General features: G+C 69.9%; 26 protein-coding genes, 1 tRNA gene and 1 pseudogene. 19 read left to right on the top strand and 9 right to left on the bottom strand.

Annotated features, from left to right (window positions below; translation table 11 throughout):
* Positions 1 to 174 precede the first annotated feature (174 nt).
* Positions 175 to 259 (bottom strand) — tRNA-Leu (locus tag QTI20_RS21490).
* Between the two features lie 41 nt (positions 260 to 300).
* Here QTI20_RS21490 and cysM point away from each other — a divergent pair.
* From cysM to QTI20_RS21470, 4 genes are all read left to right on the top strand, one after another.
* Positions 301 to 1,203, top strand: a complete 903-nt coding sequence (cysM, locus tag QTI20_RS21485) for a cysteine synthase CysM (protein ID WP_286554453.1) — start codon at positions 301 to 303, stop codon at positions 1,201 to 1,203.
* A gap of 9 nt (positions 1,204 to 1,212) precedes the next feature.
* A complete protein-coding gene (locus tag QTI20_RS21480) occupies positions 1,213 to 1,767 on the top strand; it encodes an NUDIX domain-containing protein (RefSeq protein WP_286554454.1) in 555 nt (184 codons plus the stop codon).
* Between the two features lie 13 nt (positions 1,768 to 1,780).
* On the top strand, positions 1,781 to 2,008 hold the full coding sequence (locus QTI20_RS21475) for a sulfurtransferase TusA family protein (RefSeq protein WP_183024557.1): 228 nt from the start codon (positions 1,781 to 1,783) through the stop codon (positions 2,006 to 2,008).
* A gap of 90 nt (positions 2,009 to 2,098) precedes the next feature.
* Positions 2,099 to 3,208: an SGNH/GDSL hydrolase family protein gene (locus tag QTI20_RS21470; protein ID WP_286554455.1), complete on the top strand. Its 1,110-nt coding sequence runs from the start codon at positions 2,099 to 2,101 to the stop codon at positions 3,206 to 3,208.
* On the opposite strand, the gene galU is transcribed toward QTI20_RS21470, so the two are convergent.
* Both galU and QTI20_RS21460 read right to left on the bottom strand, forming a co-directional pair.
* Complete coding sequence (gene galU, locus QTI20_RS21465; protein ID WP_183024555.1) at positions 3,189 to 4,076, bottom strand: UTP--glucose-1-phosphate uridylyltransferase GalU; 888 nt, start codon at positions 4,074 to 4,076, stop codon at positions 3,189 to 3,191. The two genes, QTI20_RS21470 and galU, sit on opposite strands and share 20 nt — an antisense overlap.
* 62 nt (positions 4,077 to 4,138) lie before the next feature.
* The gene (locus tag QTI20_RS21460) at positions 4,139 to 7,027 is read right to left on the bottom strand and encodes a valine--tRNA ligase (RefSeq protein WP_286554457.1); all 2,889 of its coding nucleotides are present in this window, start codon (positions 7,025 to 7,027) and stop codon (positions 4,139 to 4,141) included.
* Between the two features lie 128 nt (positions 7,028 to 7,155).
* Here QTI20_RS21460 and yaaA point away from each other — a divergent pair, with 128 nt between their 5' ends.
* The 6 genes from yaaA to QTI20_RS21430 all read left to right on the top strand — a co-directional run bounded on the left by yaaA (position 7,156) and on the right by QTI20_RS21430 (position 11,687).
* Positions 7,156 to 7,938 (top strand): peroxide stress protein YaaA, encoded by a 783-nt coding sequence (gene yaaA, locus QTI20_RS21455; RefSeq protein ID WP_286554459.1) that lies wholly within the window; start codon positions 7,156 to 7,158, stop codon positions 7,936 to 7,938.
* Between the two features lie 10 nt (positions 7,939 to 7,948).
* Complete coding sequence (locus QTI20_RS21450; RefSeq protein WP_286554460.1) at positions 7,949 to 8,794, top strand: 2OG-Fe(II) oxygenase; 846 nt, start codon at positions 7,949 to 7,951, stop codon at positions 8,792 to 8,794.
* A 16-nt stretch (positions 8,795 to 8,810) separates the two neighbouring features.
* The gene (locus tag QTI20_RS21445; protein ID WP_286554461.1) at positions 8,811 to 9,713 is read left to right on the top strand and encodes an alpha/beta fold hydrolase; all 903 of its coding nucleotides are present in this window, start codon (positions 8,811 to 8,813) and stop codon (positions 9,711 to 9,713) included.
* 10 nt (positions 9,714 to 9,723) lie between these two features.
* Positions 9,724 to 10,581 (top strand): NADPH-dependent 7-cyano-7-deazaguanine reductase QueF, encoded by an 858-nt coding sequence (queF, locus tag QTI20_RS21440; protein ID WP_286554462.1) that lies wholly within the window; start codon positions 9,724 to 9,726, stop codon positions 10,579 to 10,581.
* A gap of 72 nt (positions 10,582 to 10,653) precedes the next feature.
* Positions 10,654 to 11,010 carry a response regulator gene (locus QTI20_RS21435; protein ID WP_286554463.1) on the top strand — a complete coding sequence of 119 codons (357 nt, stop codon included), beginning with the start codon at positions 10,654 to 10,656 and terminating at the stop codon, positions 11,008 to 11,010.
* A complete protein-coding gene (locus tag QTI20_RS21430; RefSeq protein WP_286554465.1) occupies positions 11,007 to 11,687 on the top strand; it encodes a hypothetical protein in 681 nt (226 codons plus the stop codon). The genes QTI20_RS21435 and QTI20_RS21430 overlap by 4 nt, the downstream gene beginning before the upstream one ends.
* On the opposite strand, the gene QTI20_RS21425 is transcribed toward QTI20_RS21430, so the two are convergent.
* Entirely contained in the window at positions 11,633 to 12,841 is a 1,209-nt protein-coding gene (locus tag QTI20_RS21425) for a DNA topoisomerase IB (RefSeq protein ID WP_286554466.1), read from the bottom strand. The genes QTI20_RS21430 and QTI20_RS21425 overlap by 55 nt on opposite strands.
* A gap of 118 nt (positions 12,842 to 12,959) precedes the next feature.
* Here QTI20_RS21425 and QTI20_RS21420 point away from each other — a divergent pair, with 118 nt between their 5' ends.
* Positions 12,960 to 14,015 carry a purine-nucleoside phosphorylase gene (locus QTI20_RS21420; protein WP_503011439.1) on the top strand — a complete coding sequence of 352 codons (1,056 nt, stop codon included), beginning with the start codon at positions 12,960 to 12,962 and terminating at the stop codon, positions 14,013 to 14,015.
* Positions 14,016 to 14,092: 77 nt separating this feature from the next.
* Entirely contained in the window at positions 14,093 to 15,373 is a 1,281-nt protein-coding gene (locus QTI20_RS21415) for an aspartate carbamoyltransferase (protein WP_183024546.1), read from the top strand.
* A 174-nt stretch (positions 15,374 to 15,547) separates the two neighbouring features.
* Here the strand turns inward: QTI20_RS21415 and QTI20_RS21410 are convergent, their stop codons facing one another.
* The gene (locus QTI20_RS21410) at positions 15,548 to 16,225 is read right to left on the bottom strand and encodes a TIGR02117 family protein (protein WP_286554468.1); all 678 of its coding nucleotides are present in this window, start codon (positions 16,223 to 16,225) and stop codon (positions 15,548 to 15,550) included.
* Between the two features lies 1 nt (position 16,226).
* Positions 16,227 to 17,459: a DNA polymerase IV gene (dinB, locus tag QTI20_RS21405; RefSeq protein ID WP_286554470.1), complete on the bottom strand. Its 1,233-nt coding sequence runs from the start codon at positions 17,457 to 17,459 to the stop codon at positions 16,227 to 16,229.
* A 74-nt stretch (positions 17,460 to 17,533) separates the two neighbouring features.
* Between dinB and QTI20_RS21400 the strand changes: the two genes are divergently transcribed.
* The 3 genes and pseudogenes from QTI20_RS21400 to QTI20_RS21390 all read left to right on the top strand — a co-directional run bounded on the left by QTI20_RS21400 (position 17,534) and on the right by QTI20_RS21390 (position 20,940).
* Positions 17,534 to 18,094, top strand: coding sequence for a putative glycolipid-binding domain-containing protein (locus tag QTI20_RS21400; RefSeq protein WP_286554472.1), 561 nt, complete (start codon positions 17,534 to 17,536; stop codon positions 18,092 to 18,094).
* A gap of 112 nt (positions 18,095 to 18,206) precedes the next feature.
* Positions 18,207 to 19,561 (top strand): annotated as a pseudogene (locus tag QTI20_RS21395) (dicarboxylate/amino acid:cation symporter).
* A gap of 20 nt (positions 19,562 to 19,581) precedes the next feature.
* A complete protein-coding gene (locus QTI20_RS21390) occupies positions 19,582 to 20,940 on the top strand; it encodes an alpha/beta hydrolase family protein (protein WP_286554475.1) in 1,359 nt (452 codons plus the stop codon).
* A gap of 10 nt (positions 20,941 to 20,950) precedes the next feature.
* Here the strand turns inward: QTI20_RS21390 and QTI20_RS21385 are convergent, their stop codons facing one another.
* Together QTI20_RS21385 and pbpC are read right to left on the bottom strand one after the other, a co-directional pair.
* Positions 20,951 to 22,276, bottom strand: coding sequence for an MFS family transporter (locus QTI20_RS21385; RefSeq protein WP_286554477.1), 1,326 nt, complete (start codon positions 22,274 to 22,276; stop codon positions 20,951 to 20,953).
* 112 nt (positions 22,277 to 22,388) lie between these two features.
* Entirely contained in the window at positions 22,389 to 24,560 is a 2,172-nt protein-coding gene (gene pbpC / locus QTI20_RS21380; protein WP_286554479.1) for a penicillin-binding protein 1C, read from the bottom strand.
* Between the two features lie 161 nt (positions 24,561 to 24,721).
* On the opposite strand from pbpC, the gene QTI20_RS21375 reads away from it, so the two are divergent.
* Entirely contained in the window at positions 24,722 to 24,928 is a 207-nt protein-coding gene (locus QTI20_RS21375; protein WP_286554480.1) for a hypothetical protein, read from the top strand.
* A 22-nt stretch (positions 24,929 to 24,950) separates the two neighbouring features.
* Here the strand turns inward: QTI20_RS21375 and QTI20_RS21370 are convergent, their stop codons facing one another.
* A complete protein-coding gene (locus tag QTI20_RS21370) occupies positions 24,951 to 25,229 on the bottom strand; it encodes a DUF2164 domain-containing protein (protein ID WP_286554481.1) in 279 nt (92 codons plus the stop codon).
* Between the two features lie 146 nt (positions 25,230 to 25,375).
* Between QTI20_RS21370 and QTI20_RS21365 the strand changes: the two genes are divergently transcribed.
* The 3 genes from QTI20_RS21365 to QTI20_RS21355 all read left to right on the top strand — a co-directional run bounded on the left by QTI20_RS21365 (position 25,376) and on the right by QTI20_RS21355 (position 26,419).
* Positions 25,376 to 25,660: a DUF3955 domain-containing protein gene (locus tag QTI20_RS21365; protein WP_286554483.1), complete on the top strand. Its 285-nt coding sequence runs from the start codon at positions 25,376 to 25,378 to the stop codon at positions 25,658 to 25,660.
* Positions 25,661 to 25,761: 101 nt separating this feature from the next.
* A complete protein-coding gene (locus QTI20_RS21360; RefSeq protein ID WP_286554485.1) occupies positions 25,762 to 25,962 on the top strand; it encodes a hypothetical protein in 201 nt (66 codons plus the stop codon).
* A gap of 34 nt (positions 25,963 to 25,996) precedes the next feature.
* Positions 25,997 to 26,419 (top strand): PaaI family thioesterase, encoded by a 423-nt coding sequence (locus tag QTI20_RS21355; RefSeq protein ID WP_286554487.1) that lies wholly within the window; start codon positions 25,997 to 25,999, stop codon positions 26,417 to 26,419.
* Positions 26,420 to 26,435: the final 16 nt, after the last annotated feature.

Genomic DNA, 26,435 nt, shown 5'->3' with positions numbered 1-26,435 from the left:
AGGATTTGGGGCGACAGCATGCGGCGTTGTGGCGGCGCGCCGGGCTCGAATTTGATCTGCGTGGGCAGCAGGGCTGGCGACCGCTCGCGTCAAAAGCGGAACGTGTCGCGGAACGGATGCGGAACACATCGGTTCTAGTTAGCAGGCACTATCGCCAAAATGCGCCTGCGAACGTGGTGCCCGGGGCCGGAATCGAACCGGCACACCTTTCGGTGGGGGATTTTGAGTCCCCTGCGTCTACCAATTTCACCACCCGGGCACGGAAGGAGAGAAGCTCAAAATTATGGCACAGTGCTCAGCATGAAATACCCGACCATCGAAGATGCCATCGGCAAGACGCCGCTGGTGGCACTGCAGCGCATCGGCGCCGCGGACAACGTACGGCGCGGTAACGTGATCCTGGGCAAGCTGGAAGGCAACAACCCGGCCGGTTCCGTGAAGGACCGTCCCGCCCTGTCGATGATCCGGCGCGCCGAGGAGCGCGGCGAGATCAAGCCCGGCGACACGCTGATCGAAGCCACCTCCGGCAACACCGGCATCGCGCTGGCCATGGCTGCGGCCATCAAGGGCTACCGCATGGTGCTGATCATGCCGGAGGACCTGTCGATCGAACGCGCCCAGACCATGAAGGCCTTCGGCGCCGAACTCGTGCTCACGCCCAAGAGCGGCGGCATGGAGTACGCGCGCGACCTGGCCGACCAGATGGTCGCGCAGGGCAAGGGCCGCGTGCTCGACCAGTTCGCCAACCCCGACAACCCGCGCATCCACTACGAGACCACCGGCCCCGAGATCTGGGCCGACACCCAGGGCAAGGTCACGCATTTCGTGAGCGCCATGGGCACCACCGGCACCATCACCGGCGTGTCGCGCTTCCTCAAGGAAAAGAACCCCGCGGTGCAGATCGTGGGTGCGCAGCCCGAGGACGGCTCGCGCATCCCGGGCATCCGCAAGTGGCCGCAGGAATACATGCCCAAGATCTTCGACCCGAGCCGGGTCGACCAGGTGGTCAACGTGAGCCAGGACAACGCCGAGGAAATGGCCCGCCGGCTGGCGCGCGAGGAGGGCATCTTCGGCGGCATCTCGGCCGCCGGCGCGCTCTGGGCGGCGCTCGAGATCGGCAAGACGGTGGAGAACGCGACCATCGTGTTCGTGGTCTGCGACCGCGGCGACCGCTACCTGTCGACCGGCGTGTTCCCCGCCTGATCGCGACCGATGGTCTTCGTCCCCACCTTCTGCCCGGCCTGCGCGACGCCGCTGGCCCACATCGAACAGCTCGAGGACAGCGGCCTCACCACGCGCCTGCGCTGCCCGAACTGCGACTGGACGCACTGGAACAACCCGACGCCGGTGCTGGCCGCGATCGTCGAGTACCGCGGCCAGGTGCTGCTGGCGCGCAATGCCGCCTGGCAGCACAAGATGTATGCGCTGATCACCGGCTTCATGGAGGCCGGCGAGACGCCGCAGGAGGGCATCGCGCGCGAGGTCAAGGAAGAGACGAACCTCGACGCGAGGGCGGTGACGCTGGTGGGCGTCTACGACTTCCAGCGCATGAACCAGGTCATCATCGCCTACCACGTGGTGGCCGACGGCGAGGTCCGGCTCTCGCCCGAACTGGTCGACTACCGGCTCTACGACCTGCCGGACCTCAAGTGCTGGCCGGCGGGCACCGGCTACGCGCTGGCCGACTGGCTGCGCACCCGCGGCCACGAGCCCGCGTTCGTCGAATGGCCGCGCCCGGCGGCCCCGCCCGCCGACCTCGCCACCTAGAATCGGGAACGCCATGCACATCCATCAAGAGCTCGACACCCGCGGCCTGAACTGCCCGCTGCCCATCCTCAAGGCCAAGCGCTCGCTCAACGACATGCAGAGCGGCCAGTTGCTGAAGGTGGTGTCGACCGACGCGGGCTCGCTGCGCGACTTCCAGGCCTTCGCCCGCCAGACCGGCAACGACCTGGTCGAGCAGCAGACCGTCGGCAGCGAGTACATCCACATCCTGCGCCGGCGCTGAGAAGGCGCGCATGAAGCTGTTGCGCCCATCGCCGGTCTTTCATGCAGGCCCGGCGCTTTCGCGACGGCCCAGGCACGCGTAGTTGGCACCATGCGACGCCTCATCCAGTGGACAGGCCTCGCGATCGCGCTCTGCGCCGCGCTGGCCTGGGTGCTGCTGCGATGGGGCGACGGCCTGCCCGCCGAGGCCCGGCAGCGCAGCGTGCCGGCCACGGCCATCCCGCTGGCGATCCTGGGCGACTCCAACAGCCATTCCTACCAGGACCGGCTGTCCTTCCCTGAAGCGTCGGGCGAGCGCGGCGGAAGCCACCAGGCCCGCACCTTCCAGTGGGGCGAGATCCTCGCCCGCCTGCGCGGCGACGAATTCGACCTCGGGCCCTGGGTGCGCTGGGGGCATTCGGGCATCGTGCCGCGGGTGTTCGACCTGCTGGGCCTGCCCGTGGGACGCGCGCCGCGCAAGGACGACTACCTCTACAACTTCGCCCATTCGGCCATGGGCTGCAACGAGCTGACCGAGGGCAAGTTCAGGCAGGCCCCGCGGCTGGTCGCGCTGATGGACCGGGAGCCCGCGCGCTGGCGCCAGGGTGTGGTGGTGATCCGCAGCGGGCTCGGCGACTGGTCCGCGCACCTGGCCGAGCAGGCCGGCGATCCGCAGGCCCCGGTGGTGCGTGAGGTGCTCGAGCGCTGCACGCAGCGCATCCGCGAGAGCGTGCGCCTGATCCATGCGCGCCATCCGGACACCCGCGTGGTGGTGGTGGGGGTGTCGAACGAAGCCGCTGATCCGCTGCAGTTCGAGCGCTGGCAGAGCGCACGCGAGTCGGGCAACATCGTGGCCGCGCTGGATCTGCTCAACGCGGCGCTGCGCGCCATGGCCGAGGCGGAGCCCCGGACGATCTTCTTCGACGACGATGCCTGGGTGCGGGCGCACTGGGGCGCGCGCGATGCCGAGGGAAAGCCGGCCTACCGCACGCTCACCATCGGCGGCTCGCTGCAGGTGAGCAACACCATGGGCAACGCGCCCACGCACGCGATCCTGCAGGACGACCACGCGGGCCTGGTCTACAACGCCCTGTGGGCGCAAGCGCTGGTGACGCGGCTGCGCGAGGGCTTCGGCCTGCCGCTCACGCCCCTGAGCGACGCCGATGTCGCGCGCTTCGTGCTGCCGCTGGCCGAAGCCTCGCTCAGAGCGCCAGGGTCTTGAGGTATTCGCGGAACTGGCCGCCGACCTCGGGGTGGGCCAGCGCGAGTTCGACCGTGGCCTGCAGGAAGCCTTCCTTGCTGCCGCAGTCGTAACGGATGCCCTTGTAGGCATAGGCGTAGACCGCTTCCTTCTTCATCAGCGCCGCGATGCCGTCGGTGAGCTGGATCTCGCCACCGGCGCCCTTGGGCTGGTTGCGGATCTCGGCGAACACGCCCGGCGTGAGCACGTAGCGGCCGGCCACGCCCAGGCGCGACGGCGCGGCTTCGGGCGAGGGCTTCTCGACCATCTTGTTGACCTTGACCAGGCCCTCGTCGATGGTGTCGCCGGCCACGATGCCGTAGCGCTTGACCTGGTCCAGCGGCACTTCCTGCACCGCCAGCAGCGAACGGCCCAGCTGCGCGAAGGCCGCGGTCATCTGGGCCAGCACGGGTTGTCCGTCCGGCGGGCCGACCATCAGGTCATCGGCCAGCAGCACGGCGAAGGGCTCGTTGCCCACCAGGTGCTCGGCGCACAGCACCGCATGGCCCAGGCCCAGCATGCGCGGCTGGCGCACATAGGACACGGTCATGTCGTCGGGCATGACCGAGCGGGCGATGTTGAGCAGCGCGGTCTTGCCGCTGGCTTCGAGCTGGTTTTCCAGTTCGTAGGCCGTGTCGTAGTGGTCTTCGATGGCGCGCTTGTTGCGCCCCGTCACGAAGATCATGTCGCGGATGCCGGCCGCATAGGCCTCTTCGACCGCGTACTGGATCAGTGGCTTGTCGACCACCGGCAGCATCTCCTTGGGCTGGGCCTTGGTGGCGGGCAGGAAGCGGGTGCCGAAACCGGCCACGGGGAAAACTGCTTTGCGGATGCGCGTGGTGTTGGACATGAACTCGATCGGAGGAAGAGTTGGGGACGGTGGATGGTACGGGCTGAACGTGACCGTGGCTGTCAGCCGAGGCGCACTAGCTGGTCGCCCAGGCGGGCCAGCATGGCGCTGAAGTCCGTGAGCCGCTGGCGTTCCTGCGTGATCACGGCCGCCGGCGCCTTCGCCACGAAGGCCTCGTTGCCGAGTTTGCCGTTGACCTTGGCGATCTCGCCCTCGATCCGGGCAATTTCCTTGCCGATCCGGGCTTTTTCCGCCACCTTGTCGACTTCCATGTGCAGGCACAGGCGCGACGCACCCACCACCGCCACGGGCGCCGCGCCCGCGGCGCCGGCCCAGGTGGCCTCGTCGTCGAAGACCCGGACTTCCTTGAGCTTGGCCAGCGTCTGCAGCACCGGCGCCACCTCGCGCAGGAAGGCGCTGTCGGCCGCCGTGTCGGCCACGGCGTATAGCGGCAGCCGGGTGGCGGGCGAGACGTTCATCTCGCCGCGCAGCGTGCGGCAGGCGTCGACCAGGGCCTTGAGCCGCGCCACATGGGCCTCGGCCGCCTCGTCGATGCGTTCGGGCTGGCTCAGCGGATAGGCGGCGATCATGATCGACTCGGCCTGCCGGCCCGCGATCGGCGCGACCTTCTGCCAGAGCTCCTCGGTGATGAAGGGGATCACCGGGTGCGCCAGGCGCAGCAGGGTCTCGAGCGTGCGGATCAGCGTGCGGCGGGTGGCGCGCTGCTGGGCCTCGGTGCCGGTCTGGATCTGCACCTTGGCGATCTCCAGGTACCAGTCGCAGAACTCGTCCCAGGCGAACTGGTAGATCGCGTTGGCCACGTTGTCCAGGCGGTAGTCCTCGAAGCCCTTGGCGACCTCGGCCTCGACGCGCTGCAGGCGCGACACGATCCAGCGGTCGGCCTGGCTGAACTGGAGGTAGCCGTGCGACGGTCCACCGGGCGCGCATTCTTCCTTGGTGTGCTCGCGCAGGCCGCAATCCTGGCCTTCGCAGTTCATCAGCACGAAACGGGTGGCGTTCCAGAGCTTGTTGCAGAAGTTGCGGTAGCCCTCGCAGCGCTTCGAGTCGAAGTTGATGTTGCGGCCCAGCGAGGCCAGCGAGGCGAAGGTGAAGCGCAGCGCATCGGCGCCGAAGGCCGGGATGCCCTCGGGGAATTCCTTCTGCGTGTTCTTGCGCACCGCCGGCGCGGTCTCGGGCTTGCGCAGGCCCTGGGTGCGCTTGTCGAGCAGCTCGGGCAGGGCGATGCCGTCGATCAGGTCGACCGGATCGAGCACGTTGCCCTCGGACTTGCTCATCTTCTTGCCCTGCGCGTCGCGCACCAGGCCGTGCATGTAGACGTCGCGGAACGGGACCTTGCCGATGAAGTGCTTGGTCATCATGATCATCCGGGCGACCCAGAAGAAGATGATGTCGTAGCCCGTGACCAGCACGGAGGAGGGCAGGTAGAGCTCGAGCTCCTTTGTCTTCTCGGGCCAGCCGAGGGACGAGAAGGGCACCAGCGCCGACGAGTACCAAGTGTCGAGCACGTCCTCGTCGCGGCGCAGCGTCTTGCCGGGCGCCTTGGCCTGCGCTTCGGCCTCGTCGTGCGCGACGTAGACGTTCCCGTCTTCGTCGTACCAGGCCGGGATCTGGTGGCCCCACCAGAGCTGGCGCGAGATGGTCCAGTCCTGGATGTTCTCCATCCAGTGGTTGTAGGTGTTGACCCAGTTCTCGGGCACGAAGCGCACCTCGCCCGACTTCACCGCGTCGATGGCCTTCTGCGCGATCGACTGGCCGTCGTGGCCGGCCTTGGTCATGGCCACGTACCACTGGTCGGTCAGCATGGGCTCGACCACCGCGCCCGAGCGCGCGCAGCGCGGCACCATCAGCTTGTGCTTCTTGACCTCGACCAGCAGGCCCAGCGCCTCGAGGTCGGCCACGATGGCCTTGCGCGCCACGAAGCGGTCCAGGCCGCGGTACTTCTCGGGCGCGTTCTGGTTGATGGTCGCGTCGAGCGTCAGCACGCCGATCATCTCGAGCTGGTGGCGCTGGCCGACCGCATAGTCGTTGTAGTCGTGGGCCGGCGTGACCTTGACCACGCCGGTGCCGAATTCCTTGTCGACGTAGTCGTCCGCGATGATCGGGATCAGCTTGTCGACCAGCGGCAGCTTCACGCGCTGGCCGATCAGGTGCCGGTAGCGCTCGTCTTCCGGGTGGACCATCACGGCCGTGTCGCCCAGCATGGTCTCGGGCCGGGTGGTGGCCACGGTCAGCGTGCCGCTGCCGTCTTCCAGCGGGTAGGCGATGTGCCAGAGGAAGCCGTCTTCCTCCTCGCTCTCGACTTCCAGGTCGCTGACCGAGGTCTTGAGCACCGGGTCCCAGTTGCCCAGGCGCTTGCCGCGGTAGATCAGGCCCTCTTCATAGAGTGCGACGAAGGTCTGCGTCACGACCTGCGAGAGGTCGTCGTCCATGGTGAAGTACTCGCGGCTCCAGTCCACCGTGTCGCCCATGCGGCGCATCTGCTGAGTGATGGTGTTGCCCGACTGCTCCTTCCACTCCCAGACCTTGGCGACGAAGTTCTTGCGCGCCTCGGCCGGGGTCGGGCCCATGGCGTGGCGGCTGATGTTCTGCGCCTGCAGCTGGCGCTCGACCACGATCTGCGTGGCGATGCCCGCATGGTCGGTGCCCGGCACCCACAGCGTGTTGTCGCCCTTCATGCGGTGGTAGCGGGTGAGCGTGTCCATGACGGTCTGGTTGAACGCATGGCCCATGTGCAGCGTGCCGGTCACGTTGGGCGGCGGCAGCTGGATCGCGAAGGCGTCGGCGCCTTCCCTGGGCTGCTGCGTGCCGCGATAGCCGGCCTTGGCGTAGCCGCGCCGCTCCCACTCCGGACCCCAGTGCGCCTCGATGGCGACGGGTTCGAAGGATTTGGACAGGCTCTCGAGGCCGGGTTGGGCAGTGGGTTCGCTCATGGCGTGATGGATGGCGAGCGGCACCTCTTCGGGGCCGTCGCTGACAGAAGATGGGGAAGCCCGCAATTTTACCCGGGCCCTCCGGCGCGGCCCCGGGCCGGTCGCGGGCCGCGCCCATAATTCCGTCCATGCTTTTTCTGCTCTCGCCCGCCAAGTCGCTCGACTACGACAGCCCCCTCCCCGAAGGACTTCCCGCCACCCAGCCCGTGTTCGAGGGGCCGCGCGGCCCGGCCGCCGAACTGATCGGCCTGCTGCGCCAGCAGTCGCCGCAGCAGATCGCCGAGCTGATGCACCTGTCGGACAAGCTGTCGACGCTCAACGTCACCCGTTACGCCGCCTGGTCGTCCAGGGGCAGCGAGAAGAACGCGCGTCAGGCCGCGCTGGCCTTCGACGGCGACGTCTACGGCGGCCTCGATGCCAAGACCCTGACGGCCAGCCAGCTCGACTGGGCGCAGGACCACGTCTGCATCCTCAGCGGCCTCTACGGCGTGCTGCGCCCGCTCGACCGGCTGCAGCCCTACCGGCTGGAGATGGGCACGCAGCTGGCCAACCGCCACGGCAAGGACCTCTACGCCTTCTGGGGCGAACGCATCGCGGCCCACCTCAACGAGCGGCTGGCGGCGGACCGCACCCCGGTGGTGATCAACCTGGCGTCGCAGGAGTACTTCAAGTCGGTCGACCGCAAGGTGCTCAAGGCGCGCGTGGTGGAATGCGTGTTCCAGGAAGGCAAGGGCGGCCAGTACAAGATCGTGAGCTTCTATGCCAAGCGGGCCCGCGGCCTGATGGCGCGCTGGGCCGTGCTGCACAAGGCGGCCACGCCCAAGGCGCTGGAGAAGTTCGACCTGGAAGGGTATGCCTTCGACGCGGCGGTCTCGCTGCCTGAAAGGCTGGTGTTCCGACGCAAGACCTGAGGACGATGCGATGACGCAAGCTGTCACCCCCGAACTGCGCGAATGGGTCGTGGCCCAGTTGGCCGCAGGGCATTCCGTCGCGGCGCTGCGCACCTCGATGCGCATGGCCGGCTGGCAGGACGCGGCCACCGATGCCGCGCTGGCCGAGATCGAACGCGGCGGCGGCGACATCGCGCCGGTGACGGTGACCGGCGCCACCGTGCCCCTGCCCGGCCCCGACCTCGAAGGCTCGCCGCTCTACCTCGAGGCCGGCGACCGCCGGGTCCACGTGCTGCACACGCTGGCCCATCCGCGCGTGGTGGTGTTCGGCGACCTGCTGGCCGACGAGGAGTGCGATGCGCTGATCGCCAGCGCGCGCAAGCGCCTGGCCCGTTCGCTGACCGTCGAGACCCAGACCGGCGGCGAGGTGCTCAACGTCGACCGCACCAGCGACGGCATGTTCTTCGAGCGCGGCGAGACCGAGGTGGTGGCGCGCGTCGAGCAGCGCATCGCCGCGCTGCTGCGCTGGCCGCTGGTCTTCGGCGAGGGGCTGCAGGTGCTGCGCTACGGGCCCGGCGCCCAGTACCGGCCGCACTACGACTACTTCGACCCGGGCGAGCCCGGCACGCCGACCATCCTGCGGCGCGGCGGCCAGCGCGTGGGCACGCTCGTGATGTACCTGCAGGAGCCGGTCAAGGGCGGCGCCACCACCTTCCCCGACGTCGGGCTCGAGGTCGCGCCCAAGCGCGGCACCGGCGTCTTCTTCAGCTACGACCGGCCCCATCCCGACACCCGCACGCTGCACGGCGGCGCGCCGGTGCTGGAAGGAGAGAAATGGGTCGCGACCAAGTGGCTGCGCGAGCGCGAGTTCATATGAACCGCAAGGCCCGGCCATGAGGGTGCGCGCCAACGGCATCGGCATCGAGGTCGAGGACAGCGGGGGCGGCGACGGGCGCCCCGTGGTGCTGCTGATCATGGGCCTGGGCATGCAGCTGATCGCCTGGCCCGACAACTTCGTGCAGTCGCTGGTCGACGCGGGCTTCCGCGTGCTGCGCCACGACAACCGCGACGCCGGCCTGAGCCAGGACTTCGACGCCGCCGGCACCGGCAATCTGCTGTGGCAGGGGCTGCGCTTCCAGCTGCGCCTGCCGGTGCGCTCGGCCTACGGCCTCCAGGACATGGCCGACGACGCGATCGGCGTGCTCGATGCGCTGGGCGTGCAGCGCGCCCATGTGATCGGCGCCTCGATGGGCGGCATGATCGCCCAGCGCATGGCGGCCAGCGCGCCGCAGCGCGTGGCCAGCCTGGTCAGTCTGATGAGCTCCAGCGGCGCGCGCGGCCTGCCCGGGCCGCGCCGCGACGTGATGGCGCTGTCGCTGCGCCGCCCGCTGGCGCGCGACGAGGCGGCGCGCGTGCACCACAGCATGCAGCTGGTGCGGCTGATCGCCGGCCCGGCCTATCCGCCCGACGACGCGGCGCTGCGCGCGCGCCTCACCCGCGCGCTGCGCCGCGCCTACCGCCCGCACGGCCTGGTGCGCCAGATGACGGCCGTCGCGGCCGACAGCGGCCGCGAGCGGCTGCTGGCGCGCATCGCCTGCCCCACGCTGGTGATCCACGGCGACGCCGACCCGCTGGTGCCCTTCGCCTGCGGCCAGGACACCGCGCGGCGCATCCCGGGCGCGCAGTTCGTCGCGATTCCCGGCATGGGCCACGACCTGTCGCCGCGGCTGGCCGAAGTCCTGCTCGCGCACATGGTTCCTTTCCTCCAGGCCTCGCAGGAAACGCAATCCGCCTAAAAGACACCCCATGAGCCTCGACAACACCCCCGAACAATCCCAGCTGGGCCGCAGCTCGGCCTATGCCGACCGCTACGACCCCACGCTGCTGTTTCCCATCGCGCGCGCCACCCAGCGCGCCGCCATGGGCATCGCCGACGACGCGCTGCCCTTCTTCGGCGCCGACCTCTGGACGGCCTTCGAGCTGAGCTGGCTCAACCCGCGCGGCAAGCCGCAGGTCGCGATCGCGCACATCACCGTGCCCTGCGAGACGCCGCACATCATCGAGAGCAAGTCCTTCAAGCTCTACCTCAACAGCTTCAACAACAGCGTCTTCGCCGACATCGATGCGGTGCGCGACACGCTGCGCGCCGACCTGGCCGAGGCGGCCTGGCGCGGCAGCGGGCGCAGCGGCGGCATCGGCGTGAAGCTGCTGACGCCCGAGCTGTTCGACCGCGAGCCGGTGCACGAACTCGACGGCCTGGACCTGGACCGCCTGGACATCGAGTGCACCCACTACCAGCCCGCGCCCGAACTGCTCAAGAGCGACACCACCCAGCCGGCCGTCACCGAGACGCTGACCAGCCGCCTGCTCAAGAGCAACTGCCTGGTCACGGGCCAGCCCGACTGGGGCAGCGTGCAGATCCGCTACAGCGGCCCGGCCATCGACCAGGCGGGGCTGCTGGCCTACATCGTGAGCTTCCGCAACCACAACGAATTCCACGAGCCCTGCGCCGAGCGCATGTTCCGCGACATCTGGGCGCGCTGCCAGCCGACCAAGCTGGCCGTGTATGCGCGCTACACCCGGCGCGGCGGGCTGGACATCAATCCTTTTCGCACCAGCTGGCCCCAGACACTGCCGATCAACGCCCGCACGGCGCGACAGTAGGCTTGCGCCTACATAAGAGATCGCGCCCGACGCCGATACTCTGGAACCTTTTCTCGGGAAACTTTTGTGAATGTGTTGATCGTTGATGACAACGAGGCCGCCGCCGACCTGTTGCAGGAACTGCTGTCGTTGCAGGATCACAGCGCGCGCTGCACCTATACGGCCCGCGAGGCGCTGGCGGTCTGCGCCGACGAATCCTTCGACATTGCGCTGATCGACATCACGCTGCCCGACCTGCCGGGCACCGAAGTCGCACGCCAGCTGCGCGAGCGCGCGCGGCCGCCGCTGCTGGTCGCGGTCACCGGGCTCTCGTCGCACGAGACCTCCGGCGCCCATGCCGGCCTGTTCGACCACCACCTGCAGAAGCCCATCGATTTCGATGCGCTCGACCGCATCCTCGAACTGGCCCGCGGCGCCCCGGCCTCATGAAAGCCTCCCCGGGCGCGCGCAGCTGGATCGCTGCGGGTGTGCGCCACGAGCTGCTCATCCGGGCCCTGCCCGCGCTGCGCCACGACATGACCGGACCGGTCTCGGTGATGCGCATGGGGCTGCTGATGCTGCGGCGCCAAGTGGCGTCGCCGGCCATCGATCCGGTGGTCTGCGAACAACGGGTGACGCTGATCGACAGCCAGATCGCCGAGCTGGTGAACGCGGTGCGTTCGCTGCGCGACTGGGAGCTCGCCATCGACGACGAGGGCATCACGCGCCACGCCCTGGTGGCGCAGGGCGTGGGGCTGATGCGCGCGGCCTTCGAGCTGCAGGGCATCCACCTGCAGGTCGATGAGGGCCTCCAGGCGCCCGGCGACGACGCGCCCAAGTGGCCGTCGAGCGCCGCGCTGCGCTACCTGTTCCTGGGCGCGCTGGGCTACCTGCACGACACGCCGACCGATGTCGGCACGGTCACGGTCTCGGCCGACGGCGACGATGCGCTGTGGCTGCGCGTGACGGCCGGCGAGGCCGACGGGGCCGACGCCATGGCGGGTGCGCACCGGGCGCCGCGCATGCTGGCCATCGACGCGATCGCGCTGCAGTCGCTGGCCGACGACCTAGGCTATGCGCTGGCCATCGAGCGCGACGCGGTCCGCCTGACGCTGGCCGCCGCCTGAGCCACCGGGGCCTTCGCGCGGCGCGCTCGCCGCGGCGCGGCCGAGGCCTTCTTCGCTTCGCGCGCCGTGCGACGCGCATGCGCCACCAGGAAGGCCAGCAGCCGCGCCTCGGCGGCATAGAGCCGGCGCCGGCTCCTGGCCTGGCCCGCGATCTTCTCCCAGACCTCGTTCATCGTGCCCGCGTCGCTGGCCAGCGTGGCACCGAGTGCCAGCACGGCCGGATGCACATAGGCCTTGCGGCAGACCGCCGGCGTGTTGCCCAGCTGGCGCGCGACCGCCGCCACGATCTCCTTGGCGCTGTAGCGCATGGCCGGCGTGGCCGCGTCGTCGCCGTTGCGGTCGCAGGCCAGGCGCGTGAGCTCCAGCGCCTGCACCGTGCCGTGCCAGGTGCGGAAATCCTTGGCCGTGAAGTTGTCGCCCGCGGCCTCGCGCAGGTAGTCGTTCACGTCGGTCGACGACAGGCCGTGCGGCGCGCCCTCGGCATCGACGTACTGGAACAGTTCCTGGCCCGGCAGCTGCTGGCAGGCGCGCACCACCCGGGCCACGCGCGGGTCTTCCACCTCGGCCTCGTGCTGCACGCCGCTCTTGCCGCGAAAGCGCAGCTTGAGCGAGCTGCCGCGCACCGCGGCGTGCTTGTTGCGCAGCGTGGTCAGGCCGTAGGAGCCGTTGCTGGCCGCGTACTCCTCGTTGCCCACGCGCAGGAAGGTGGTGTCGAGCAGGCGAACCAGCGTGGCCAGCACGCGCTCGCGCGTGGGCGCGGCGCGGGCCCCGCCGTCGAGGTCGCGCGCCACCCGTGCGCGGATGCGCGGCAGCGCGCGGCCGAAGGCCTCGAGCCGCTCGAACTTGCTCTCGTCCTTGAGCAGGCGCCAGTCGGGGTGGTAGCGGTACTGCTTGCGGCCGCGGGCGTCGAGGCCGGTGGCCTGCAGGTGGCCGTTGGGCAGCGGGCAGATCCAGACCTCGGTGTAGGCCGGCGGAATCGCCAGGCTGCGGATGCGCGCGATCTCGTCGGCGTCGCGCACCCACTGGCCCTTGGCGTCCTTGAAGCGGAAATGCTCGCCCTGGCGGAAGCGCCGCAGCCCCGGCATGTCGGGGTTCACATAGACCAGGCCGTTGGCCAGCGGGGTGGGGCGCAGGGAGGCAGCGGCGGTAGGCATGTGATGTGCTTGGGTGAGTGGGCCCACGATGCGGCCCGCCGCCATGGGCCGCTGTAGGACGCCGCAAACGCGCCGGGTGCGATGCCTGCCCGTTCTCCCCGGTCCCTCTTAGACTTCCATGATTCCTTTCGAAAGCCCCACCATGTCCGTCTCCTTCCTGTCCCGTGCGCGCTGGCCCGCGCTGCTGCTGGCGGCCGCCGTCTCGGCCGGCTGCGCCTCCACGCCCCCGACCCCCGCGGCCGCCGCGCCGGTCCGCGTCAAGGTCTTCGTCGCCGCCATGTTCGAGATCGGGCAGAACACCGGCGACCGCGCGGGCGAGTTCCAGCACTGGTACGAGCGCTACTGGAAGGACGCCAAGCCGGTCACCGTGCCCGGCGCGCTGCAGCCCGTGTACTGCAACGCCGACGGCGTCTGCGGCGCGGTGCTGGGCATGGGCAAGGTCAATTCCTCCTCGTCGATGCAGGCCATCCTGCTGAACCCGGCCTTCGACTTCTCGCAGGCCTACTACGTGATCTCGGGCGTGGCCGGCACGCCGCCTTCGCGCGGCACCATCGGCGAGGTCAACTGGGCCACCTGGCTGGTCGATTACGACCTGGGCCACCGCTGGGCGCCCGAGGAGAACAAGCCGGGCGAGCCGACCTTCATGCCGCGCAAGGGCTACGAGAACTACCGCCGCTTCCAGCTCAACCCGGCGCTGGTCGGCTGGGCCATGAAGCTCTCGGGCGACACGCCGCTCAAGGATTCGGACAGTGCCCGCACCTACCGCCTGCGCTACCCCGACGCCGCGGCCCGCCGCGCGCCCTTCGTCGGCACCGGCACCCACATGACCGGCGACACCTTCTTCCACGGCCCGGGCATGTCGAAGCAGGCGCAGTACATCGCCAAGCTCTACGGCGCCGACGACTACGTGATCACCGAGATGGAGGCCGCCGCGATCACGCTGGTGATCAACCGCACCCACGGCACCGACCGCGTGATGAGCCTGCGCGGCGCGGTCAATTTCGACCAGGGCAACCCGAAGGAAACCACGCTGCAGCACCTGGACCCGGCCCCGGGCGAGACCGCCGGCGGCTTTGCCGAGACGGTGGAGAACATCGAGAAGGTGGGCAGCCGCGTGGTCGACCACATCGTGGCGAACTGGCCGCAATGGCAGGGCGGCGTGCCCAAGCTCTGAGCTGATTGCAGTCGAAAGTGTGCGCAATGCGTAAATTTTGATGTGAAGTGGCGGCTCAAGGCGTATATTTCGCGCCCATGAGCCAGCAACAAGACATCCTCCGCGACGCCATGCGTCGCCTCAACCTCACCCGCGACGCCTTTTCCGAACGGCTGGGCGTGCGCCGCCGGGCCCTCGACACCTGGCTGCTGCCGGCCGACTCCGGCGAATCGCGCGCCATGCCCGAAATGGTGGGCAAGTTCGTCGCCGAGATCCTGCAGCGCGAGGCCCTGCCGGCTTCCGGCGCCGACGCCCGCCCGCTGGGCCAGCGCATGGCGGCCGAGGGCCGGCCGCACCTGCTGTCGGTGGCGCAGTTCAACCGCGACAGCCTCGAGGACCTGTTCCAGGTGGCCGACGTGATGCAGCCCATCGCGCGGCGCCAGAAGGTCTCGCGCGTGCTCGAGGGCGCGGTGCTGGGCAGCCTGTTCTTCGAGGCCAGCACCCGCACCCGCGTGAGCTTCGGCGCGGCCTTCTGCCGGCTGGGCGGCACGGTCTGCGACACCACCGGCTTCACCTTCTCCTCGATGGCCAAGGGCGAGTCGATCTACGACACCAGCCGCGTGATGAGCGGCTACGTCGATGCGCTGGTGGTGCGCCATCCCGAGCAGGGCTCGGTGGCCGAGTTCGCGCGCGCCACCAACATCCCGGTCATCAACGCCGGCGACGGCCCGGGCGAGCACCCGAGCCAGGCCATCCTCGACCTCTACACCATCCAGCGCGAGTTCTCGCGCATGGGCAAGCTGGTCGACGGCACGCACGTGGCGATGGTGGGCGACCTCAAGTACGGCCGCACGGTGCATTCGCTGATCCGGCTGCTGGCGCTGTACCGCGGGCTCAAGTTCACGCTGATCGCGCCGCCCTCGCTGGAGATGCCGGCCTACCTGGTCGACCTGGTGGCGCGCAACGGCCATGTGGTCGAGCAGACGCCCTCGCTCGAGGAAGGCCTGCGCGGCGCCGACGTGGTCTATGCCACGCGGATCCAGAAGGAGCGCTTCGCGGGCGAGGAGATCGAGGGCTACACGCCCGAGTTCCAGGTCTGCAAGGCGCTGGTCGACCGGGTCTGCAAGCCCGACACCATCCTGATGCACCCGCTGCCGCGCGACGGCCGCCCGGGCGCGAACGACCTGAGCATCGACCTCAACCACGACCCGCGGCTGGCGATCTTCCGCCAGACCGACAACGGCATCCCGGTGCGCATGGCGCTGTTCGCGGTGCTGATGGGCGTGGAGCACCAGGTGGCGCGCTCGATGCGCGACGCGGGCTGGCGCTCGCCCGCCCACATCGGGCCCGACGACGCGGAGTTCGACGGCCTGGACTGAAACAACGCTCACCCCCAGGCTTCGCGCACTTCGTGTCGCTTCTCCCTCCCCCTCACCGGGGGCAACACCGGCGGCCCGGCAAAGCCGGTTCCGCGGTGTTCCTGGCCTTGGCCATGCCGGTTTCGTGGGTCGTGGGTCGCGCGGCGGCGCGGTGGAGCACTGATTCCGAAGTGCTCAGGGCACCGCCGGCTTCAGGTGCCAGGTCACGTTGAAGTCGAAGGGCGTCCAGCGGCTCACCGTGACACCCGCGCGCCGCAGGCCGCGGCCGGTCCAGGTGTTGCAGGTCTCGAACAGGTTGTAGCCGCCCTCGGCTTCGTAGAAGGCGTCCTGCGCGTCGTAGTGCGCACCCGCGATGGGTATCGCGCGGCCCGAAGGCAGCGCGGCGCGCACATGGTCGACCAGGCTGGCGTGCTGCGCGGCCGACAGCGGCAGCCGGTAGGCGCCCCGGCGCAGCTGCGCGCGCTGCAGGTAGCTCACGTGCAGCAGCGCGCGGTTGCCGCCCATCAGCGCTCCGAGCGCGCGCCTGGCCGTGAGGTCGGCCCAGGTGGGGGTGTGCAGGTAGAACTCGCGGTCGCCCCAGCCGATGGCGACGAACTCGGCATCGGCCGGCACGGCCTGGAAATCCGCGGGCGGGAAGCGCTGCCGCCAGTCGATGGCGGCCGAGCGGATCGGCAGCACCAGGTCGGTGTGCACGCCGTTGCTCAGCACCCAGGCCTCGACTTCGGGCGGCTCGCGGGCCGGGCCGGCGTTGGCGGGCCAGAACACCAGCGCGCAGGCCACGGCCCCATACAGCCCGATGGCGGCCAGCAAGCCCAGCAGTGCGAAGGCGATGCGCCGCAGCCAGCGTGCCATCTCAGAACAGCGACGCGGTGGTCGACACCGGTTCCGCCGCCGCGCGCGTCCCGGCCGGCGCCAGCGCCTCGGGGCTGCCCGCCTTGGCCAGCGCGCCCACGCGCACGCCCAGCAGGCGCAGCGGCCGCTCCAGCGGCACCCGCTTGAGGCACTGGCCGCCGATCTGGCGGATGGTCTTGCCGTCGTCGGTGAAGCGGTCGATGGTCTGGTCGCGGGTGGCGCTCTTGAAGTCGTCGTAGCGCAGCTTGATGCCGATGGTCTTGCCGACATAGCCCTTGCGCCGCAGGTCCTCGGCCACCTTCTCGCACAGGTGGGTGAAGATCGCGCCCAGCTCGGCCCGGTCGCGCACCGCGTGCAGGTCGCGGTCGAAGGTGGTCTCGCGGCTCATCGAGACCGGCTCGCTCTCGGTCACCACCGGCCGGTCGTCGCGGCCCCAGGACACCTCGTGCATCCAGGCGCCGGTGGCCTTGCCGAAGTTCGCGATCAGCCAGTCGCGGTCGCGCGCCGCCAGCTGGCCCACGGTCTCGATGCCCAGGCGCTTGAGCTTCTCGTCGGCCTTGGGGCCGATGCCGTTGACCTTGCGGCAGGGCAGCGGCCAGATGCGGGGCTCCAGGTCGCTCTCGTAGACGATCGAGATGCCGTTGGGTTTGTCGAACTCGCTGGCCAGCTTGGCGATCAGCTTGTTGGGCGCCACGCCGATCGAGCAGGTCAGGCCGGTGGCCTGGAAGATCGATTTCTGGATCAGCCGCGCCAGCACCCGGCCGCCCTCGCGCTGGCCGCCGGGCACCTCGGTGAAGTCGATGTAGACCTCGTCGACGCCGCGGTCTTCCACCACCGGCGCGATCTCGCGGATCACGCTCTTGAACAGCCGCGACAGCCGCCGCACCTCGTCGAAGTCCACCGGCAGCACGATCGCCTGGGGGCACAGCTTGGCGGCCTTCATCATGCCCATGGCCGAGCCCACGCCGAACTGGCGCGCGGCGTAGGTGGCGGTGGTGATCACGCCGCGGCCCACGTAATCCTTGAGCAGCGGAAAGGCCTCGACCGGGATCTCGGACAGCGCCCGCCCGGCATGGTCGCGTTCCACGATCTCGTCGACTTTGCGCCGCCCGCCGCCGATCACCATCGGCAGCCCCTTGAGCTGAGGATAGCGCAGCAGCTCCACCGACGCGAAGAAGGCATCCATGTCCAGATGGGCGATGCGGCGCAAGGAAGAAGGGGAAACAACGGTCACAGCATGATTTTCGCTTGTGACGAAACCTTGTGCAGCGCTTGCGCCGAGCCGGGCGGCGCGCCATCATCGCGCCCATGCACACCGTCGCCTCGATCCTCTGGCGCCGCCTCGACGCACCGGGCCACGACGCCTGCCGGCTCGAGCGCAACGACACGGCATGGCAGCTCGACGGCGCCGCCGTCTTCTGCGACCCGCAGGGTCGGCATGCCCAGCTCCACTACCGGGTGCGCTGCGATGCGCTGTGGCACACCCAATGGGGCACGGTGCGCGGCTGGATCGACGCCGAGAGCATCGACCTGTCGGTCACGCGCAAGGCGCGCGGCGGCTGGATGCTCAACGACGAGGCCGTGCCGGACCTGGCGCATTGCATGGACCTGGACCTGGGCTTCACGCCCGCCACCAACCTGATCGCGCTGCGGCGCCTGGGCCTGAAGCCGGGCGAGGCGGCCGACGCGCCGGCCGCGTGGCTGGACGTCGGCGAGCGCAGCCTCGGGCTGCTCGAGCAGCGCTACGCGCAGCGCAGCGTCGGCGCCAGCTGGTACGAGGCGCCGCGCTTCGGCTACGCCGCCCTGCTCAACCTCACGTCGGAGGGCTTCGTTTCACATTACCCCGAACGCTGGCTGACCGCCGACTGACTGAAAACCTGCACCGCAAGGAGGAGAATCCACGCCCGCATCGGCGGGCCGAGAACCAGACGCTTCGACGCTTTCCGGGCGCAGACACCTTCATTTTCCTGCAGGCAAAAACATGACAACACAGCCAAGCACGACCAAGCTTCCCCTCTACCGGTCGCTCTATGTCCAGGTCATCACCGCGGTGATCATCGGCGTGGCCCTGGGCTACTTCTATCCCCAGGCCGGCGAATCGATGAAGCCGCTGGGCGATGCCTTCATCAAGCTCATCAAGATGATGATCGCGCCGATCATCTTCTGCACCGTGGTGGTCGGCATCGCGGGCATGGAGGACATGAAGAAGGTCGGCAAGACCGGCGGCCTGGCGCTGCTGTACTTCGAGGTCGTGAGCAGCATCGCGCTGGTGGTCGGCCTGGTGCTGGTCAACGTTTTCAAGCCCGGCGCGGGCATGAACGTCGATCCGTCGACCATCGACACCAAGTCCATCGCCGCCTACACCGGCCCCGGCAAGATGCAGGGCACGGTCGATTTCCTGATCAACATCATCCCCAACACGCTGGTCGACGCCTTCGCCAAGGGCGAGATCCTGCAGGTGCTGCTGATCGCGGTGCTGTTCGGCTTCGCGCTGCACAAGTTCGGCGGCCGCGGCACGCTGGTGTTCGACGTGATCGAGAAGGGCTCGCACGTGCTGTTCGTGATCGTCAACTACATCATGAAGCTCGCGCCCATCGGTGCCTTCGGCGCCATGGCCTTCACCATCGGCAAGTACGGCATCGGCTCGCTGTTCTCGCTGGGCAAGCTGATGGGCGTGTTCTACCTGACCTGCCTGCTGTTCATCTTCGTGGGCTGGGCGGCATCGCGCGCTTCCACGGCTTCAGCATCTGGAAGTTCATCAAGTACATCAAGGAAGAACTGCTGATCGTGCTGGGCACCTCGTCTTCCGAATCGGTGCTGCCGCGCATGATGGAGAAGATGGAGAACCTGGGCGCGAAGAAGACCTGCGTGGGCCTGGTGATCCCGACCGGCTACTCCTTCAACCTCGACGGCACCTCGATCTACCTCACGATGGCCGCGGTGTTCATCGCGCAGGCCACCAACACCGACATGACGCTGATGCAGGAGATCACGCTGCTGGCGGTGCTGCTGCTGACCTCCAAGGGCGCGGCCGGCGTCACCGGCAGCGGCTTCATCGTGCTGGCGGCCACGCTGTCGGCCGTGGGCCACGTGCCGGTCGCGGGGCTGGCGCTGATCCTCGGCATCGACCGCTTCATGTCCGAGGCGCGCGCGCTGACCAACCTGATCGGCAACGGCGTGGCCACCATCGTGGTCGCCAAGTGGACCGACGAGCTCGACGAGAAGCGCCTGCATGCGGCGCTCAACAACGAGAGCTGGGTCGAGGCCAACGAGCCCGAGGTGCTGGTGAACGCGAAGACCGAGCGCATGGCGGGCAGCGGCGTGGGCCCGAATTGAGCGGCAAAGGCGGCCAACGATTGAAAGCAAGGACGCCAGCGCTGCGGGTGCTGGGGCGCGCGGCCGGCGCGCTGGCGCTGGCCTGTGCCGGCCTGGCGGCCCATGCGGCACCGCCCGGCGGCGCGCCGCAGGCGGCCGAATGCCCGCGCGGCGTGCCGGTCAGCGCCCAGTGCTACAACGGCCGCGATGCCGAGGGCGCGTTCTACTGGATCGCCATCCCCGCGGGCTGGCAGCGCGAGGTGCTGGTGATGCACACGCACGGCGGCCCCGAACTGGGCGCGCCGAGCCTGGCGCGGGGCGCGGAGGACCTGCAGCGCTGGTCGGTGATGGTCAAGGCCGGCTATGCCTGGGCCGGCTCGACCTACCGCCGCGGCGGCTACGGCGTGACCATGGCAGGCGAGGACACCGAGCGCCTGCGCCGCCTGTTCGTGCGCTACTTCGGCCAGCCGCGGCGCACCGTGCTGCACGGCCAGAGCTACGGCGGCGGTGTCGCTTCCAAGGCGGCCGAGCGCTACGGCCCGGTGCCGGGCCAACAGCCGGCCTACGACGGCGTGCTGCTGACCAGCGGCGTGCTGAGCGGCGGCGGCAATGCCTACGAATTCCGGCTCGACCTGCGCGTGGTCTACCAGTACGTCTGCCACAACCATCCGCGGCCCGACGAGCCGACCTACCCGCTGTGGCAAGGCTTGCCGCCGGGTGCGACGCTCACCCATGCCGAGCTGGCCGAACGCCTGCGCGAGTGCACCGGCGTGGGCCTGCCCGCGGCGCAGCGCAGTCCGGAGCAGGCGCAGCGGCTGGCCACGATCCTGTCGGTGGTGCGCATCCCCGAACGCAGCCTGCTCAGCCACCTGAGCTGGGGCACCTTCCTGTTCAGGGATCTGACGCAGAAGCGGCTCGACGGCCGCAACCCCTTCGGCAATGCGCGGGTGGTCTACAGCGGCTCGAGCGACGACGCGGCATTGAACGCCGGCGTGCTGCGCTACGAGGCCGATCCCGCGGCCGTGGCGGCGCTCGCGGCCGACAGCCGGCCCGGCGGGCGGCTGCGCCTGCCGGTGCTCACGCTGCACGCGATCCACGATCCGACGGCCTTCGTCGAGCTCGAGCACAGCTATCGCGAGATCGTCGAGGCGGCCGGCGCGTCGGACTGGCTGGTGCAGACCTTCAGCGACCAGTCGACCCACAGCTACCTCAGCGATCCGGAGTACCCGGCGCTGATGCGCGCGCTGCTCGACTGGATCGATCGCGGCGAGAAGCCCACGCCGCAGAAGGTCGCGCAGCTGTGCGCGCAGTACGAAGCCGACTTCGGCCCGGGTTGCCAGCTGCGGCCCGACTACACGCCGCCCGCGCTGGCGACGCGGGTGCCGGCCGCGGGCCGCTGATCGTCCTCGCTCAGTGGTCGTGGTGCAGGTAATTCGCCTGCCGCGGCAGCCGCAGGCTCACCAGGAAGGCGATCACCATCATCGCCGTCACGTACCAGTAGAAGGCCGATTCATGGCCCAGGCTCTTGAGCCCCAGTGCCACGTACTCGGCCGAGCCGCCGAAGATCGCGTTGGCCACCGCATAGGCCAGGCCCACGCCCAGCGCGCGCACTTCGGGCGGGAACATCTCGGCCTTCACGATGCCGCTGATCGAGGTGTAGAAGCTCACGATGGCCAGCGCCACGATGATCAGCACGAAGGCCACGACCGGGCTCGTCACATGCTGCAGCGCGGTCAGGATCGGCACCGTGGCGAGCGCGCCCAGGCCGCCGAACAGCAGCATGTTGTTGCGCCGGCCGATGCGGTCCGACAGCATGCCGAACAGCGGCTGCATGCACATGTAGACGAACAGCGCGCAGGTCATCACGTAGCTGGTGGTCTTGATCGGCAGGTGCACCGTGTTCACCAGGTACTTCTGCATGTAGGTGGTGAAGGTGTAGAAGATCAGCGAGCCGCCGGCCGTGTAGCCCAGCACCGTGAAGAAGGCCGCCTTGTGGTGCTTGAACAGCCCGGCCATGCTGCCGGCTTCCTTGTTGGCCTTGGCCTCGGCAGTCTGCGTCTCGTGCAATGTGCGGCGCAGCAGCAGCGCGACCACGGCCGCGATGGCGCCGATCACGAAGGGAATGCGCCAGCCCCACGCCTTGAGTTCGGCCTCGTCGAGGAACTGCTCGAGCACCACGATCACCAGCACCGCGAGCAGCTGGCCGCCGATCAGCGTGACGTACTGGAAGGAGGAGAAGAAGCCGCGCTGGCCGCGCAGCGCGATCTCGCTCATGTAGGTGGCGGTGGTGCCGTACTCGCCGCCCACCGACAGGCCCTGGAACAGCCGGCACACCAGCAGCAGGAAGGGCGCCCAGGCGCCGATCTGCGCATAGGTCGGAAGGCAGGCGATGACCAGCGAACCGCCGCACATCATCGTGACCGAGATCAGCATCGAGGTCTTGCGGCCCACCCGGTCGGCGATGCGGCCGAACAGCCAGCCGCCGATCGGGCGCATCAGGAAGCCGGCCGCGAACACGCCCGCGGTGTTGAGCAGCTGGGCCGTGGGGTCGGATTTGGGGAAGAAGGCCGGCGCGAAATACAGCGCGGAGAAGGCGTAGACGTAGAAGTCGAACCATTCGACCAGGTTGCCGGAGGAGGCCGCCATGATCGCGAAGATGCGGTGGCGTTTTTCCTCGGTGGTGTAGGCGCGCGGCGGGGCCGAGGCGCCCGTGGCGGGGGGTGCGGTGACAGACATGGATTCGCCTTGTTGTATGAGATTTGGGCGCCTCCGATTGTGCGGCGACCCGCTCGGGCGTGCTGTCAGCGGGCATCGCGTCCGACCCGCGTGCAGGGGGATCGCGGCCGGGCTAGCGTCGGGCGAGCACGCCGGCGCCGCGCACCTCGAGCCGGACCTGGTCGAGCACGCGGCCGCGCGCATCGGTCAGCTCGATCACATGCCGCCCGGGCCAGGGCAGCCACAGCGCACGGTTGCCGCGCGCGAAGGGCTTGCCGTCGATGCGCCACTGCAGGCCGTTGCCCTGGGCCTCGAAGCGCACCCGCTGGCGCGTGGGCGGGATGTCGGGATCGAGCGCGATGATCGAGCCGTCGGCCGGCGCGGTGATGCGCGCGCCGGCCTCGGGGTCGGCGGCCGGGGTGTCGCGCGCGAACAGCGGCTGTTCGGTGCCGGCGATGAACCACTCCTCGCGCGGTGCTTCGATCGCCTCGCCGAAACGCACCGGCAGCTGCACCAGGCCCGCGGGCGGCGTCGGGGCGCGGCTGGGTTCGCGCGCATGCAGGAAGCCCATCACCTCGGCCCAGACCGGCGCCGCGCCGCTGGTGCCGCTCACGTCCCACATCGGCGCGCCGCTGGCGTTGCCGACCCACACGCCCACCGTGTAGCGCTGCGACCAGCCCACGGCCCAGTTGTCGCGCATGTCCTTGCTGGTGCCGGTCTTCACGGCCGTCCAGAAGCGCGTGCCGAGCACGCTGTCGACGCCGAAGGTGCGGGTGCGTGCGTTGGCATCGGACAGGATGTCGCCCACGATGAAGGCGGCGCGCGCATCGAGGGCCTGGGTCGCGGTCGCCGGCTGCGCGGCAGGCAGGATGCGGGTCTCGCCGTAGCGGCCGCCGTTGGCCAGCGTGCGGTAGCTGTTGGTCAGCGCCAGCAGCGAGACCTCGGCGCTGCCCAGCGCCAGGCTGTAGCCGTAGTAGCCGCCGCTCTCGCGCAGCGCGATGCCGGCGCTGCGCAGCTGGCGCGCGAAGGCCTCGGGCGAGACCATCACCAGCGTGCGCACCGCCGGCACGTTGAGCGAGGCGGCCAGCGCGGTGCGCGCGGAGACCAGGCCCTTGAAGCGCCGGTCGTAGTTCTGCGGGATGTAGAGGCCGCTCGCGGTGTTGATCTGCGCCGACGAATCGTCGAGCAAGGAGGCCGCGGTCAGCCGCCGCTCGGCGATCGCCTGCGCATAGAGCAGCGGCTTGAGTGTGGAGCCGGGCTGGCGCTGCGCGAGCACGCCGTCGACCTCGGCCGCGCGGCTCAGTTGGCCCGAGGAACCGACCCAGGCCAGCACCTCGCCGCTGGCGTTGTCGAGCACCACCAGCGCCGCGTCCTCGACGTTGCGGCCGTGCAGTTCGCGCAAATGGCGCTGCAGCGTGGCCTGCGCGAAGCGCTGCAGCGGCGCGCGCAGCGTGGTGCGCAGTTCGGTGTCGCCGGCCTTCGCCGTGGACGCGCGTCGCTCCTGCAGCGCGCGGCGCGCCAGGTGCGGCGCGATGCCCTCGCTGGGGTCGAAGGCGCGACGCTGCAGGGCCGCGCTGGTGAACATGTCCAGCGCCGAGCAGTCGACGCGGCGCCGGTCCTCCTCGCTCGCCTCCATCGCCTTCATCACCTCGCAGGCGCGCTGCGCGACGCGCGCGGGCCCGGCGTTGGGCGCGCGCACCAGCGAGGCCGCCACCGCGGCCTCGCGCGCGTCGAGGCCGTGCGGCGCCTTGCCGAACAGCGTGCGCGAGAGCGCGTCGATGCCCACGAGTTCGCCGCGGAAGGGCACGCTGTTGAGGTAGGCCTCGAGGATCTGGTCCTTGCGCCACTGGCGTTCGAGCTGGCCGGCCGCGACCGTCTGGCCCAGCTTCTGCGTCAGGCTGCGGCCGCCGCCGGCGCGCCGCAGTTCGTCGTCGAGCAGGCCGGCCAGCTGCATCGTGATGGTCGAGGCGCCGCGCGTGCGGGTGTTCCAGAGGTTGCCCCAGGCCGCGGCCGAGACCGCGCGCCAGTCGACGCCGCTGTGTTCGTAGAAGCGGCGGTCCTCGCTGAGCACCATCGCCGTGCGCAGCGCGGGCGACACGTCGGCCAGCGCGATCCACTGGCCGCGGCGCACCGTGGCATCGGTGCGCACGCGCTGCAGCAGCACGCCGTCGCGGTCGAGCACGGCGGTGTCGGAGGGCTGGTGGGCGCGCCGCACCTGGTCGAAGCTGTCGAGCGCAAGGGCGGGGGCCGACGCCACGAGCAGCAGCGCCGTGGTGAGGAGGAGGGTGGGCGAGGTGAGTTTCATGAAAGGGGCAAGGCCCGGGGACGCCGCCATTCTGCCGCGCGACGGACGGGGTGCCGGCCTACGCGAACTGGTCGCACCGCGCCGGTGGCTCGCGCATCGGCGAAGGCCACAGTGGCGTCATGCCGTGCCCCGCGGCTGCTGCCCAACGAAAGGAAGACCCCATGAAGACACTGCTCGTGTTGCTCGCCGCATCCGCCTCCCTGGCCGGCTGCGTGGTCGCCCCGTACGACAACCGTCCGCCGCCGCCGGGCCCGGGCATGCGCGATCGCGACCGCGACGGCACACCCAACCGCTACGACCGCGATCGCGACGGCGACGGCGTGCCCAACCGCTACGATCGGCGCCCGAACGACCCGCGCCGCGACTGAGGCGCGCGGGCCGAGGGACGGCTCAGCGCCGTCCCTTGGCCAGCTTGTCGTACTTGCGCCAGTAGTCGAATTCTTCCTCGTGCACCTCGATGTCGAGTTCGGCGACGCGTGCCTGCATGCGCTCTTGCGCATCGGCCACGCCCCGGTTGTAGAGCACGGGGCCGATCTCCTCGAGGAAGAAGCCCAGCAGCGCGCCGGCCGTGATGTTGCCGATCTTCTGCCCGTCCATGTGTTCGACAAAGTAGCGTTCTATGGAGGCGATGGCCTGTTGGCGTGCTTCACGGGACAGTTCGAGGGTCATGGCGGCAACTCGGTGGGACAGGGGTGTGTCGGATGGGGCCCGCAGGCCCGTGGCGTCTTCGCAGTGTGCCGCGTTCGGGGGCCGTGGCGCTGAACCATTGCCGCCGGCCGTGCTCGAACGGGTGTCACACATCCTGGGAGAGACACATGACCGACAAGAATTCGGGGCCGAACCGCGCCACCGCCCCCTCGGCACGCACCAGCGGCACGCCGCCGCGCCGCTGGCTGTGGCTGCTGACACTGGGCCTGTCCCTCGCCTGCTTCGCGGTGCAGCTGCTGTTCGGCACCAGCGAGATCGACCCCCACGGCTTTCTGTACGAACCGCTGTTCGGCCTCATTCCCGTGAGCCTGGCGCTGCTGGCCATCGCCGTCGTGCTGCTGGCGCTGGACATCGTGCTCAGCCGCAGCACGCGCCGCGACACCGCCGACTGACGCAGACACTGTGGCATCCTCGACCCGGTCGCTGGCGACCCGAAACGAGGATGGACAGACACACCGCAACAAGCCACCGCCCCGCGCCGCAGGGGCGACAGGTGGACGCTTTCGAGCGCAAGGTGCGCTTCGGCTGCGGCGCCCTGCTGGGCCTGGTGGTGGGACTGGGCCTGTGCGTGCGGCTGTGGCCGCTCAGCGGCCTCGCCATGGGCGGGGTCGTGCTGCTGGCCATCGTCGCGTGCGGCGCCTGCGCGGCCCGCTGGGGCGATCGCTTCTGGGCCCGGCTGCGCTGGCTGTCGTAGCGGCGTATCCCTTCTCAACTTTTCACGGTTCCCCATGAGCGATCTCCACCCAGGCATTGCCGCCAGCTTCGACGCCCAGGGCCTGATGGCCACCCTCGGCGCCAGATTGGTGCACGTCGCCGACGGCGAGGTGCACATCGCGCTGCCCTTCTCCAAGGCGCTGTCGCAGCAGCACGGCTACCTGCATGCAGGCGCCACCACCAGCATCGTCGACAGCGCCTGCGGCTACGCGGCGCTGACCAAGGCGCCGGCCGGCTTCGAGGTGGTCACGGCCGAGTTCAAGATCAACCTGATGCGCCCCGCGCTGGGCGAGCGCTTCCTCGCCATCGGCCGCGTGGTCAACGCGGGCCGGCTGATGACCGTCTGCTCGGGCGAGGTGCGCGCCTTCGCCGGTGCGGGCGAGGCCTACAAGGTGGTGGCGCTGATGCAGGCGACCGTCGTCAACGTCCAGCGCTGAGCGCCGGCGGCACGCC

Source organism: Variovorax sp. J2P1-31, from assembly GCF_030317215.1.
GTDB lineage: Bacteria > Pseudomonadota > Gammaproteobacteria > Burkholderiales > Burkholderiaceae_C > Variovorax.
Note: the sequence above shows the minus strand (reverse complement) of the source record. Positions and strands in the feature narration are given on the sequence as shown.

Bases quoted from the DNA above. Each gene is read 5' to 3' on its own strand.
- QTI20_RS21365 (WP_286554483.1), top strand. From the start codon at position 25,376: ATGACCGACAAGAATTCGGGGCCGAACCGCGCCACCGCCCCCTCGGCA.
- QTI20_RS21460 (WP_286554457.1), bottom strand. From the start codon at position 7,027: ATGAGCGAACCCACTGCCCAACCCGGCCTCGAGAGCCTGTCCAAATCC.
- yaaA (WP_286554459.1), top strand. From the start codon at position 7,156: ATGCTTTTTCTGCTCTCGCCCGCCAAGTCGCTCGACTACGACAGCCCC.
- QTI20_RS21375 (WP_286554480.1), top strand. From the start codon at position 24,722: ATGAAGACACTGCTCGTGTTGCTCGCCGCATCCGCCTCCCTGGCCGGC.
- QTI20_RS21450 (WP_286554460.1), top strand. From the start codon at position 7,949: ATGACGCAAGCTGTCACCCCCGAACTGCGCGAATGGGTCGTGGCCCAG.
- QTI20_RS21370 (WP_286554481.1), bottom strand. From the start codon at position 25,229: ATGACCCTCGAACTGTCCCGTGAAGCACGCCAACAGGCCATCGCCTCC.
- pbpC (WP_286554479.1), bottom strand. From the start codon at position 24,560: ATGAAACTCACCTCGCCCACCCTCCTCCTCACCACGGCGCTGCTGCTC.
- QTI20_RS21400 (WP_286554472.1), top strand. From the start codon at position 17,534: ATGCACACCGTCGCCTCGATCCTCTGGCGCCGCCTCGACGCACCGGGC.
- QTI20_RS21385 (WP_286554477.1), bottom strand. From the start codon at position 22,276: ATGTCTGTCACCGCACCCCCCGCCACGGGCGCCTCGGCCCCGCCGCGC.
- QTI20_RS21475 (WP_183024557.1), top strand. From the start codon at position 1,781: ATGCACATCCATCAAGAGCTCGACACCCGCGGCCTGAACTGCCCGCTG.
- QTI20_RS21420 (WP_503011439.1), top strand. From the start codon at position 12,960: ATGATTCCTTTCGAAAGCCCCACCATGTCCGTCTCCTTCCTGTCCCGT.
- QTI20_RS21470 (WP_286554455.1), top strand. From the start codon at position 2,099: ATGCGACGCCTCATCCAGTGGACAGGCCTCGCGATCGCGCTCTGCGCC.
- galU (WP_183024555.1), bottom strand. From the start codon at position 4,076: ATGTCCAACACCACGCGCATCCGCAAAGCAGTTTTCCCCGTGGCCGGT.
- QTI20_RS21445 (WP_286554461.1), top strand. From the start codon at position 8,811: ATGAGGGTGCGCGCCAACGGCATCGGCATCGAGGTCGAGGACAGCGGG.
- QTI20_RS21410 (WP_286554468.1), bottom strand. From the start codon at position 16,225: ATGGCACGCTGGCTGCGGCGCATCGCCTTCGCACTGCTGGGCTTGCTG.
- QTI20_RS21415 (WP_183024546.1), top strand. From the start codon at position 14,093: ATGAGCCAGCAACAAGACATCCTCCGCGACGCCATGCGTCGCCTCAAC.
- QTI20_RS21425 (WP_286554466.1), bottom strand. From the start codon at position 12,841: ATGCCTACCGCCGCTGCCTCCCTGCGCCCCACCCCGCTGGCCAACGGC.
- queF (WP_286554462.1), top strand. From the start codon at position 9,724: ATGAGCCTCGACAACACCCCCGAACAATCCCAGCTGGGCCGCAGCTCG.
- QTI20_RS21355 (WP_286554487.1), top strand. From the start codon at position 25,997: ATGAGCGATCTCCACCCAGGCATTGCCGCCAGCTTCGACGCCCAGGGC.
- QTI20_RS21480 (WP_286554454.1), top strand. From the start codon at position 1,213: ATGGTCTTCGTCCCCACCTTCTGCCCGGCCTGCGCGACGCCGCTGGCC.
- QTI20_RS21430 (WP_286554465.1), top strand. From the start codon at position 11,007: ATGAAAGCCTCCCCGGGCGCGCGCAGCTGGATCGCTGCGGGTGTGCGC.
- cysM (WP_286554453.1), top strand. From the start codon at position 301: ATGAAATACCCGACCATCGAAGATGCCATCGGCAAGACGCCGCTGGTG.